This window comes from Streptomyces sp. NRRL F-6676, assembly GCF_000725625.1.
In the GTDB taxonomy this organism is placed as follows: Bacteria; Actinomycetota; Actinomycetes; order Streptomycetales; family Streptomycetaceae; genus Streptomyces.
On the sequence record NZ_JOHS01000014.1, the window covers coordinates 193,724 to 204,227 of the forward strand.

Annotated in this window: 11 protein-coding genes; 6 read left to right on the plus strand and 5 right to left on the minus strand. The window is 71.1% G+C overall.

Going from position 1 to position 10,504, the window contains the following annotated elements; genetic code table 11:
* Positions 1-32: 32 nt before the first annotated feature.
* Positions 33-851 carry a class I SAM-dependent methyltransferase gene (locus tag IO29_RS12190; protein ID WP_030379402.1) on the plus strand — a complete coding sequence of 273 codons (819 nt, stop codon included), beginning with the start codon at positions 33-35 and terminating at the stop codon, positions 849-851.
* A gap of 89 nt (positions 852-940) precedes the next feature.
* On the opposite strand, the gene IO29_RS12195 is transcribed toward IO29_RS12190, so the two are convergent.
* From IO29_RS12195 to IO29_RS12205, 3 genes are read right to left on the minus strand one after another with little or no spacing between them, the layout of a single operon-like run.
* On the minus strand, positions 941-1,741 hold the full coding sequence (locus IO29_RS12195) for an amino acid ABC transporter ATP-binding protein (RefSeq protein WP_030379403.1): 801 nt from the start codon (positions 1,739-1,741) through the stop codon (positions 941-943).
* Positions 1,738-2,664 (minus strand): amino acid ABC transporter permease, encoded by a 927-nt coding sequence (locus IO29_RS12200; RefSeq protein WP_030379404.1) that lies wholly within the window; start codon positions 2,662-2,664, stop codon positions 1,738-1,740. The genes IO29_RS12195 and IO29_RS12200 overlap by 4 nt, the downstream gene beginning before the upstream one ends.
* A gap of 40 nt (positions 2,665-2,704) precedes the next feature.
* Entirely contained in the window at positions 2,705-3,673 is a 969-nt protein-coding gene (locus IO29_RS12205) for an ABC transporter substrate-binding protein (protein ID WP_030379405.1), read from the minus strand.
* Between the two features lie 577 nt (positions 3,674-4,250).
* On the opposite strand from IO29_RS12205, the gene IO29_RS12210 reads away from it, so the two are divergent.
* The 4 genes from IO29_RS12210 to IO29_RS12225 all read left to right on the plus strand — a co-directional run bounded on the left by IO29_RS12210 (position 4,251) and on the right by IO29_RS12225 (position 7,484).
* Positions 4,251-5,483 carry an NAD(P)-dependent malic enzyme gene (locus IO29_RS12210; RefSeq protein ID WP_030379406.1) on the plus strand — a complete coding sequence of 411 codons (1,233 nt, stop codon included), beginning with the start codon at positions 4,251-4,253 and terminating at the stop codon, positions 5,481-5,483.
* A gap of 180 nt (positions 5,484-5,663) precedes the next feature.
* Positions 5,664-6,629, plus strand: coding sequence for a zinc-binding dehydrogenase (locus IO29_RS12215; protein WP_030379407.1), 966 nt, complete (start codon positions 5,664-5,666; stop codon positions 6,627-6,629).
* A 73-nt stretch (positions 6,630-6,702) separates the two neighbouring features.
* Entirely contained in the window at positions 6,703-6,912 is a 210-nt protein-coding gene (locus IO29_RS12220) for a helix-turn-helix domain-containing protein (RefSeq protein ID WP_030379408.1), read from the plus strand.
* Complete coding sequence (locus IO29_RS12225) at positions 6,912-7,484, plus strand: Clp protease N-terminal domain-containing protein (RefSeq protein WP_030379409.1); 573 nt, start codon at positions 6,912-6,914, stop codon at positions 7,482-7,484. The genes IO29_RS12220 and IO29_RS12225 overlap by 1 nt, the downstream gene beginning before the upstream one ends.
* Before the next feature lie 144 nt (positions 7,485-7,628).
* Here IO29_RS12225 and IO29_RS12230 read toward each other — a convergent pair whose 3' ends face one another.
* Together IO29_RS12230 and IO29_RS12235 are read right to left on the minus strand one after the other, a co-directional pair.
* Positions 7,629-8,702: a PadR family transcriptional regulator gene (locus tag IO29_RS12230; protein ID WP_030379410.1), complete on the minus strand. Its 1,074-nt coding sequence runs from the start codon at positions 8,700-8,702 to the stop codon at positions 7,629-7,631.
* Between the two features lies 1 nt (position 8,703).
* Positions 8,704-9,687, minus strand: coding sequence for a DUF4097 family beta strand repeat-containing protein (locus IO29_RS12235; protein ID WP_030379411.1), 984 nt, complete (start codon positions 9,685-9,687; stop codon positions 8,704-8,706).
* Positions 9,688-9,893: 206 nt separating this feature from the next.
* On the opposite strand from IO29_RS12235, the gene IO29_RS12240 reads away from it, so the two are divergent.
* Positions 9,894-10,504, plus strand: a 611-nt coding sequence (locus IO29_RS12240) for a hypothetical protein (protein ID WP_159072900.1), incomplete at its 3' end; no start/stop codon positions are given.

Here is a 10,504-nt window from a genome sequence, read left to right on the forward strand (position 1 = left end):
GCGGCGGGAGCGGACGGAGGACACGGAGGATCATGACGACGCTCGACACGGCAACGGGAGACGCGGCCTCGGCGGACACCACGGCGGCGACCGGCTGGGAGGCCTGGCAGGAGAGCTGGGACCGGCAGCAGGAGTGGTACATGCCGGACCGGGAGGATCGCTTCCGGATCATGCTGGACATGGTGGAGGCCCTGACCGGCCCCGCCCCCCGCGTCCTCGACCTCGCCTGCGGCACCGGCACCATCACCGCCCGGCTCCTCGCCCGCTTCCCCGACGCCACCAGCACCGGCGTCGACCTCGACCCCGCGCTGCTCACCATCGCCCGCGGCACCTTCGAGGGCGACGGACGGGTGACCTTCGTCGAGGCCGACCTGAAGGACCCCGGCTGGCCGGACCTGCTCCCGTACGACTCCTACGACGCCGTCCTGACCGCCACCGCCCTGCACTGGCTGCACAAGGACCCCCTCGCGGACCTCTACGGACGGCTCGCCGGGCTGGTCCGCGACGGCGGTGTCTTCATGAACGCCGACCACATGATCGACGAGACCACGCCCCGGATCAACGCGGCCGAGCGCGCCCTGCGCCACGCCCGTATGGACGAGGCGCGGCGGGCCGGCGCCGTCGACTGGGCCGACTGGTGGCGGCGGGCCGCCGAGGACCCGGCGCTCGCCGGACCCACCGCCCGCCGCTTCGAGATCTACGGCGAGCACGCCGACGGCGACGAGCCCTCCGCGCGGTGGCACGCGCGCGTGCTGCGCGAGAAGGGGTTCGCCGAGGCCCGCCCGGTGTGGTGCTCCCCGTCGGACACGCTGCTGCTCGCCCTCAAGCAGGGGGACACGGCGAGGGGCTAGGGGGACACGGCGAGGGGCGGTACGGATCTCCCGTACCGCCCCTCGCCGTGGATCCCCGCCCGGGGGGACCGCTTCCGCTTACGTCCGCGTCAGAGCACCTTCGACAGGAACGACTTCGTGCGCTCGTGCTGCGGGTCGGTCAGGACCTGGCGCGGGTGGCCGGACTCGACCACCACACCGTCGTCCATGAAGACCAGCGAGTCGCCGACCTCACGGGCGAAGCCCATCTCGTGGGTGACGACGATCATCGTCATCCCGTCCTCCGCGAGGTCCCGCATCACGTCGAGCACCTCGCCGACCAGCTCCGGGTCGAGCGCCGAGGTCGGCTCGTCGAACAGCATCAGCTTCGGCTGCATCGCCAGCGCGCGGGCGATGGCGACGCGCTGCTGCTGGCCGCCGGAGAGCTGGGCCGGGTAGTGGCCGGTGCGGTCGCCGAGGCCGACCCGGTCCAGGAGCCGCTGGGCGCGCTCGCGGGCCACGGCCTTGGTCTCGCGCTTGACCTGGATCGGCGCCTCCATGACGTTCTCCAGCGCCGTCATGTGCGGGAAGAGGTTGAAGCGCTGGAACACCATGCCGATGTCCCGCCGCTGCGCGGCGACCTCCGACTCCTTCAGCTCGTAGAGCTTGTCGCCCTTCTGCCGGTAGCCGACCAGGTCGCCGTCGACGTAGAGCCGGCCGGCGCTGATCTTCTCCAGGTGGTTGATGCACCGCAGGAAGGTGGACTTGCCGGAGCCGGACGGGCCGATCAGGCAGAACACCTCGCGCGGGTTCACCTCCAGGTCGATGCCCTTGAGGATGTGCGCGAGCCCGAAGGACTTGTGCACGCCCTCGGCCCGGACCATCGGACCGCCGCTGCCACTGGGGGCGATGTCCTTGCTCAGACTGGTCATCGGGCCACCTCCGGACGGCGGAACGAACCGAACTGACGGAGGTTGCGCCGCAGACGTTGCAGCGGGGTCGGCGGCAGGCTGCGCGTCGAGCCGCGGGCGTAACGCCGCTCCAGGTAGTACTGGCCGACGCTGAAGACGCTGGTGAGGATCAGGTACCAGATCGAGGCCACGAAGTACATCTCGACCACCGCGAGCGAGGTGCTGGAGATGTCCGTGGAGCGCTTGATCACCTCGTTGAACTGCACCGCGTACGCCAGCGAGGAGGTCTTCAGCATGTTGATGAACTCGTTGCCGGTCGGCGGCACGATCACCCGCATCGCCTGCGGCAGCACCACCCGCCGCAGCGTCCTGGCCTGCGTCATGCCCAGCGCGTGCGACGCCTCGGTCTGGCCCATGTCGACCGACTGGATGCCGGCCCGGACGATCTCCGACATGTACGCGGCCTCATTGAGACCCAGGCCAAGCAGCGCCGCCAGGAACGGCGTCATCACCTGGTTCATCTCGTCCTTGTAGAACCCCAGGTTCAGGATGGGGAAGATGAGCGAGATGTTGTACCAGAGGAGCAGCTGGACCAGCACCGGAGTGCCGCGGAAGAACCAGATGTAGAACCACGACACCGTGCTGGTGACCGGGTTCGACGACATCCGCATCACGGCGAGGATCACGCCGAGCACCAGGCCGAGGAGCATGGCCAGCACCGAGATGTACAGCGTGTGCCAGACGCCCGACAGGATGGTGCCGTCGGTCAGGTAGTCCGGGATGACGTCGTAGTGGATCTCCGCGTTGGAGAACGCGATACCGATCAGCACCAGGACGGCGATGACGGCGGCGCCGGCCACCCAGCGGCCGTAGTGGCGCACCGGGATGGCCTTGATCTGTTCCGGCGGCACCGGCGCCGGAACCTTGTCGACAATGTCGGTCACGGGTGACTGCCCTTCGCTCTCGTCGTTTCCGCGCCGAGGCTCAGGAGCCACCGTTGATCTTGGCCTCGGTGACGCCGCCGTCCGTGACGTTCCACTTCTCGAGGATCTTCTTGTACTCGCCGTTCTTGATGATGGCGTCCACGGCCGCCTGGAGCGCGTCCCGCAGCTGGGTGTTCTTCTTGCTGACGCCGATGCCGTACGGGCCCGCCTCGATCTGGTCGCCGATGACCTCGAAGTCCTTGCCGCCGCCGGAGGTCTTGGCGTTGTAGGCCGCGACCGGGAAGTCGTTGAGGTCGGCGACGGAGGCGCCCTGCTTCAGGCGGAGCAGCGCCTCGGGGTCGGTGTCGAAGGTCTGGAGCGAGATGACCTTCTTGCCGTCCGCCTTGCACTTCTTGTTCTGCGCCTTGGCGACGCCCTCGGAGGTGGTGCCGCGTTGCAGGGCGACGACCCTGCCGCACAGGTCGTCCAGGGTCTTGATGCCCTTGGGGTTGCCCTTCTGGACGAGGATCGAGGTGCCCGCGGTGAAGTAGTCGACGAAGTCGATGCCGTCGCCGGCCTTCTTGCCGTTGTCCGAGTCGATGCCGTTCTGGCGGTCCTTGGTGTCGTTCATCGCCGACATGATCACCTGGGTGCGGCCGGCCTGGAGACCCACGATGAGCTGGTCGAACTTGCCGTTCTGGAACTGGAACTTCACGCCCAGCTGCTTGCCGAGGGCATCGGCGATGTCCGGGTCGATGCCGGTGGCCTTGCCGTCCTTCATGAACTCGACCGGCGGGTAGGCGATGTCCGAGCCGACCTTGATGACCCCCGCCTTGCGTATGTCGGAGGGGAGCTTGTCGGCGAGCGGGGCCGAGGACGACGAGGAGCTCGAGTCGGAGCCGCTGTCGCTGCCCTTGTCGGTCTGGTCACCGCAGCCGGCAAGCAGCAGGGTGCCCGCGACCGCGAGGGCGCCGACCGCGGCTGTCCGGGAGCGCGCGGCGGTCGTACGACGGGTGGTGCCTGCGGTCATGGTGGGTTCCTCCGGCGGGGTGGATGGAGCTGCCGATGGGTCGACGAGAACACACACCTTCGGGTGTCGCGACCTCGTGTGATGACGGCATCTTGCCATTCGGACTTCGCCAGTCAGGTGACTCGCCATGTCAAAATCGGATAACGGGTGACCCCCGAACCGTGCGAGCCCGGACATCGCGACCGGACCATCTGCGGGAATCCTCCGTTCCGGCCGGAAGATCTTCTGTCCATCTCAGGATGTGGCTGTTCGTTACATCGCTTTCACGCCAAGTTGAGCGTTTACCCACACTTTGAAAAGACTTGTTGTGATGTGTGCGGATCGGTTCCGTCATCAGCATGTGATCTTTGCTTGCATGTGATCTTGGCCGTACGGGCTCGTCCGGACTCGTCGCCGACGGCCTGCGTCCGGTAAGAAGGTTCTTTACACCCCTCATCCGGGGCTCAGGGCGCGTGTGCGGCGCGCCCGTCGCGTGTGTGCCCGCGCGTATCACTCATCGGGGCCTCACGCGGTGCCCGCCCACCCCTCACCAGGAGTGGTCACCCTCAATCCAAGAAGACCTAAGGGGTATCAAGAAGTGGCAGCCGAGATCGTCAACCCTCGCAGCGACAGCGGTGCGGCGCAGGACGGCGGGGCGGAGCCCCTCGATTCCTTCGACGCCTTCGACCCGGCGTTCGCGCTGCACCGCGGCGGCAAGATGGCCGTCCAGGCCACCGTTCCGGTCCGCGACAGGGACGACCTGTCCCTCGCCTACACGCCCGGCGTCGCGAAGGTGTGCAGCGCCATCGCGGAACAGCCGGAACTCGTCCATGACTACACCTGGAAGTCCTCCGTCGTCGCCGTCGTCACCGACGGCACGGCCGTCCTCGGTCTCGGGGACATCGGTCCGGAGGCGTCCCTCCCGGTGATGGAGGGCAAGGCGATCCTGTTCAAGCAGTTCGGCGGCGTCGACGCGGTGCCGATCGCGCTCGACTGCACCGGAGTGGACGAGATCGTCGAGACCGTCGCCCGGCTCGCGCCCTCCTTCGGCGGCATCAACCTGGAGGACATCTCCGCGCCCCGGTGCTTCGAGATCGAGCGCCGGCTCCAGGAGCGCCTCGACATCCCCGTCTTCCACGACGACCAGCACGGCACGGCGGTCGTGACGCTGGCCGCGCTGCGCAACGCCGCCCGGCTGACCGGGCGCACGCTGGGGCAGCTGCGTGCGGTGATCTCCGGGGCGGGGGCGGCCGGGGTCGCCATCGCCAAGATGCTCGTCGAGGCCGGCATCGGCGATGTCGCCGTGGCCGACCGCAAGGGCGTCGTCTCGCGCGACCGCGAGGACCTGACGCCGGTCAAGCGGGAGCTGGCCGCGCTCACCAACAAGGCCGGGCTGTCCGGCTCGCTGGAGTCCGCCCTCGCCGGTGCCGACGTCTTCATCGGCGTCTCCGGCGGTACTGTGCCGGAGCCGGCGGTGGCCTCGATGGCGGACGGCGCGTTCGTGTTCGCGATGGCCAACCCGAACCCCGAGGTGCACCCGGAGGTCGCGCACAAGTACGCGGCCGTCGTCGCCACGGGGCGGTCCGACTTCCCCAACCAGATCAACAACGTGCTCGCCTTTCCCGGGATCTTCGCGGGGGCGCTCCAGGTGCGGGCCTCGCGGATCACGGAGGGGATGAAGATCGCGGCGGCGGAGGCGCTCGCGGCGGTCGTCGGGGACGACCTCGCGGCGGACTACGTGATTCCCTCGCCGTTCGACGAGCGGGTGGCTCCGGCGGTGACGGCGGCGGTGGCCGCGGCGGCGCGGGCGGAAGGGGTTGCCCGGCGCTGACGCGCCCCCGTAAGGGGTGTGGGTCACCGCGCGACCAGCCCCCCGCCACGCGCACGCGCGACTGGTGCGCAGGGGGCTGGTCGGCAGCGCCGCGGGGCGCGCGCTTCGCGCGTCCCACGGGACGCGTGTCACACGCCGTGTTGGTTCTGCCGGCTGGTGGCGGAGCCTATCGTCGGGGGCATGTTCGCTGCCTATGCTGCTCGAATCGACCGTGACCAGCCGTTGTCGGGACTTGAGTTGGGGGAGCGTCCGGCCCCCGAGCGCCGGCCCGGCTGGACGACCGTGAACGTCAGGGCCGCCTCCCTGAACCACCACGACCTCTGGTCCCTCAAGGGTGTCGGTCTCCCCGAGGGCGCGCTCCCGATGATCCTCGGCTGTGACGCCGCCGGTGTCGACGAGGACGGCAACGAGGTCGTCGTCCACTCCGTCATCGGCCAGAGCGGTCACGGCGTCGGCCCCGACGAACCCCGCTCCATCCTCACCGAGCGCTACCAGGGCACCTTCGCCGAACAGGTCTCCGTCCCCACCTGGAACCTCCTCCCCAAGCCGAAGGAACTCTCCTTCGCGGAGGCCGCCTGCCTGCCCACCGCATGGCTGACCGCCTACCGCATGCTCTTCACCAACGCGGGCGTACGCCCCGGCGACTCCGTTCTCGTGCAGGGCGCCGGCGGCGGTGTCGCGACCGCCGCGATCGTGCTCGGCAAGGCTGCGGGACTGCGGGTCTTCGCCACCAGCCGGGACGAGGCCAAGCGCGAGCGGGCCGTGGAACTCGGCGCCGTGGAGGCGCTGGAGACCGGGGCCCGGCTGCCGCAGCGCGTCGACGCCGTCCTCGAGACCGTGGGCGCCGCGACCTGGTCCCACTCCGTGAAGTCCCTGCGCCCCGGCGGAACCGTCGTCATCTCCGGCGCCACCAGCGGCGACCGGCCCTCCCACGCCGAACTCACCCGCATCTTCTTCCTCGAACTCAAGGTCGTCGGCTCGACCATGGGCAGCAAGGACGAGCTGGAGGACCTGCTCTCCTTCTGCGCCGCCACCGGGGTCCGGCCCGTCATCGACGAGGTCCTTCCGCTGGACCGCGCGCGTGACGCCTTTGCCCGCATGGAGGCCGGCGACCAGTTCGGCAAGCTCGTGCTGACCAACGGCTGACACCTCCCCGTCCGTCCACTCGCCTCTGTCAACCATGGTTGACATCCTTCCGTTGTCAACCTATGTTGACATCATGACGGATGCGACGGATCTCGCCGAGCGCGCCGGCGACCGTGACCCGCGGGTCGGACTGCGGGCGGTCGCCGCGCTGCGGACCCTCCTCGAACAGCTGGAGGCGGTCCAGGTACGCAGTGCGCGCAACCAGGGCTGGTCGTGGCAGGAAATCGCCGCGGAACTCGGCGTCAGCAGGCAGGCCGTGCACAAGAAACACGGGAGGCGATGATGTTCGAACGGTTCACCGAGGACGCCCGGGCCGTGGTCACCGGGGCGGTCGAGCACTGCGCCCGGTCCGGGGAACGGCACGTCGACGAGACGCATCTCCTGCTCGCCCTCCTCGACCGCGAGGGCAGCCGCGGCTCCTTCGCGCTGGCCGCGCTCGGACTGCCCGGCCGGCGCGAGGCGGTCGTGCGCGACCTGGCCGAGTGTCGCCGCAGGGGCGGTCTCACCCGGGCCGACGCGGCCGCCCTCGACGGCCTCGGCATCGACCTCACCGAGATCGTCTCCCGGGTCGAGGAGACCCACGGCCCCGGCGCCCTCGCGTCGGCCGGCAAGGACACCGGCCGACGCCGGTCCGGACACCGGCCCTTCACCCGAGAGGCCAAGGAGGTGCTGACGGGTGCCCTGCGCGCCGCCGTCGCCCGCCACGACCGGTGCATCGGGGACCAGCATCTGCTGCTCGCCCTGACCGCCCGCCCCGGAATCCCCTCCGAGGTGCTGGCCGACCACGGCGTCACCCACGCATCCCTGACCCGGGTCCTCTACGGCCCCGACCCCGGCCAGGCCCGCGCGAGCTGATCCTCGGCCGGCCGACGCCACCCGCGTCGGCCCGCTCCGGCCCCGTCCGGCCCGCTCCGGCCCGGCCCGCTCCGGCTCCGCCCGGCCCGGCCCGCTCCGGCTCCGCCCGGTCCGGCCCGGTCCGGCCCGCGTCGGCCCCGCCGGCTACGCCTTCGGTGTCCGGAGTATCGCGCCGATGTGGGCCGCCGCCGTGGACAGATGGCGGCGGGCGTCGCGGAGTTGGTCCTCGGTGACGCCGTGGTCCCGGGCCGCGTCGCGGATGTCGTCACGGAAGCGGTCCAGGAGCCGGTCGAGGTCGCGGACCGGCTCTCCCGTGGGGGACTCGTGGGCCCAGGACGGTTCGTAGGCGGCGGGGAACTCCTCCGGGGTGACCGTGTACTCCGGCTCGGGCCCGCCGGGGCGGGACGGGGACGCGGCCCCCTGCTCCGGGCGCCCGAAACCGAAGTCCTTGCCGAGGTCCTTCCCGAACTCCTTGCCGAAGACCTTCCCGAACTCGCCGAACTCCTTGGCCAGTTCGGTCAGGCCCTCGCGGACGCCGGTGGGCCAGTCGCCGCGCTCGAAGTGTTCCTGGGCGTGCTCCTGGACGCGCTTGGCGATCCGCTGCATCTCCTCCTGCGCCTGGGCGCGGGCGTGCTCCTGGGCCTCCTTGGCCTGGCGGCGGGCCCGCTGGGCCTCCTCGCGGGCCCGGCGGCTCTCGTCCTTCGCGCGCCTGGCCTGCTCCTTCCACTCCTGCTTGACGCGCCGCATCTCCTCCTTCGCGGCCCGCCACGACTCCCGGTCCTCGACCCCGTCGCGCGACTCCCAGGGTGCCTCCTGCTTCTTGCGGGCGCCCCGGGCCTGGCTGACCGCCGCCTGCATCTCCCGGCGCAGATCGCCCGCGGCGCCCCGGACGTCCGCGCGGATCTCGGCGGCCAGCTCCGCCACCGACTCCCGGATCTCCAGTTCGAGGTCGGCCAGCTCGCCGCTGCGCCCGGCCAGTTCCGCACGGCCCGCGTCGGTGATCGAGTACACCTTGCGGCCGCCCTCGGTGGTGTGGGTGACCAGCCCCTCGGCCTCCAGCTTGGCGAGGCGGGGGTAGACGGTGCCGGCCGAGGGGGCGTAGAGCCCCTGGAAGCGCTCCTCCAGCAGCCGGATCACCTCGTAGCCGTGGCGAGGCGCCTCGTCCAGCAGCTTGAGGAGATACAGCCGCAGCCGGCCGTGGGCGAAGACGGGGGCCATGTCAGAGCACCTTCTTGTCGGTCGTGCCGTCCGCGGTCGTGCCGTGCGCGGTCGTGCCGTCCGCAGCCGTGTCGTCCGCAGCCTTGTCGTTCGGGGTGGGGCCGTCGGGGGTGGGGTCGTCCGGAGGGGGAGTGCGGTCGTCGGCGGGGCCGGGGGGTGGGGTGTCCCACGGCTCGTCGTCGCTCGGGCGGCGCAGGAGGGCGATGGAACCGGAGACGGTGGTCGCCTTGAGCCGGCCGGTGCCGCCGCCGAGCCGGCCCGTGATCCTCTTCGTGCCCCACTGGCCGGTCACCCGGAGGTCGTCGAACGCGTTGGAGACCGCGCCGCCCGCCGTGTTCGCCTCCACCTCCGCGTCGGCCGGGTGGGCGAGACGTACGGCGATCTCGCCCGAGACGTTGGTCAGCCGGGCGTCCGTGGGGCCACCGGCCGGGTCCAGGTCGAGGATGATCGCGCCGCTCACCGAGTCCGCCTTGACGAAGGGTGAGGCGCCCTCGACGACGGTGAGATCGCCGGAGACCGAGTTGAGCCGCTGTTCGCCGGTGACCGCCTGCGTCTCCACGTTCCCCGACACGGTCGTCGCCCGCAGGGGGCCGGAGATGCCCACGAGTGTCGCGTCGCCCGTGATGCCCTTGACCTCCGTGGTCTGTTCGATGCCCGAGACCATCGCGTGGGCACCGATCACGCCGACCTCCACGCGGGTGCCGGCCGGTACCGCGAGGGTGACCTCGGCGGAGCGGCGCCAGCCCTTGCGGTCGAGCCACTTCAGGAAGCCGCGCCAGGGGAGGTCGTCGTACGCGACGGTGAGGGTGCCGTGCTGGTGCGTCACCGTGAGCGGGGGGCCCTCTATGCCGGAGACCTCGAGCCGGGCGGTGGAGTCCTCCGTGCCCATGACGTTCACCGTGCCGTTGACGATGCGGACGTGCAGGGACGTCACGGGGTCGTCGAAGGTGAGCTTTCCCGGCTCTGCGACGGACCACTCGGACATGGTGGTGACCTCCTCGGCGTTGGCCGGCTCCGGTGGGGCGGCGGGCGGATGCGTGCGGCGGGGACGGACGGTGGGCCGAGCGTTACATGGCGCCACGTCATATCGCGTCCTCGATACACACGATATATCGTGTGGTCGCGAAGTCAAGACACCCGTGCGGGTGAACAGGCAGGGATAAATCGGGCGAATCTGCCTACCGTGAGGGCATGTCGACGGATGCGGGTGCCGCGCGCGGTGCGGCCGGTGGTGTGTTGCTGCTCTGCCGGGCGCGGCCCGATGCCGTCGCGCCCGTGGTGCCGGTGCTGCGCGAGCGGGTGGGGCTCGCGGAGGCGGGGGACGGGTGGACGGTGCTGGTGCCGGAGGGGGAGCCGTGGCGGGGTGGGGAGACCGTCGAGCGGGTCGCCACGGGGTGGGCGTTCGCGCTGGCCGTGGGGGTGTCCTGGCCGGTGCTCGCGGTGTGGTGGGACGCGGACCGGTGTGGGTGTGTGCTGGCGTCCGGGTTTCGGCGGCCTGTGGGATATGTGTGGCTGGCCAATGGGACGGCGGTGGGGGAGGACGAGGCGATGCGGACGCTGGGGGAGCAGTTGGGGATGGGGGCGGAGGAGGGAGAGGGCGCGGGGGCGCTGTTGGCGCTTGCGCGGACGGATTCCTCCGTGGATGGAAGGGCGCGGGTGCGGGGGTTCGTCTCCGCGCTGGAGGGAGTGGGGGCGCGGTTGCCTGAGGGGGTGGTGCCGGGGGAGCCGCCTCGGCGGCGGCTTGGTGAGGTCGTGCCGGCGGCGGCGGAGGAGGGTGTGGAGCCGTCGGTGGGGGCGGGGAG

Bases quoted from the DNA above. Each gene is read 5' to 3' on its own strand.
- IO29_RS12190 (WP_030379402.1), top strand. From the start codon at position 33: ATGACGACGCTCGACACGGCAACGGGAGACGCGGCCTCGGCGGACACC.
- IO29_RS12195 (WP_030379403.1), bottom strand. From the start codon at position 1,741: ATGACCAGTCTGAGCAAGGACATCGCCCCCAGTGGCAGCGGCGGTCCG.
- IO29_RS12205 (WP_030379405.1), bottom strand. From the start codon at position 3,673: ATGACCGCAGGCACCACCCGTCGTACGACCGCCGCGCGCTCCCGGACA.
- IO29_RS12215 (WP_030379407.1), top strand. From the start codon at position 5,664: ATGTTCGCTGCCTATGCTGCTCGAATCGACCGTGACCAGCCGTTGTCG.
- IO29_RS12220 (WP_030379408.1), top strand. From the start codon at position 6,703: ATGACGGATGCGACGGATCTCGCCGAGCGCGCCGGCGACCGTGACCCG.
- IO29_RS12225 (WP_030379409.1), top strand. From the start codon at position 6,912: ATGTTCGAACGGTTCACCGAGGACGCCCGGGCCGTGGTCACCGGGGCG.
- IO29_RS12230 (WP_030379410.1), bottom strand. From the start codon at position 8,702: ATGGCCCCCGTCTTCGCCCACGGCCGGCTGCGGCTGTATCTCCTCAAG.
- IO29_RS12235 (WP_030379411.1), bottom strand. From the start codon at position 9,687: ATGTCCGAGTGGTCCGTCGCAGAGCCGGGAAAGCTCACCTTCGACGAC.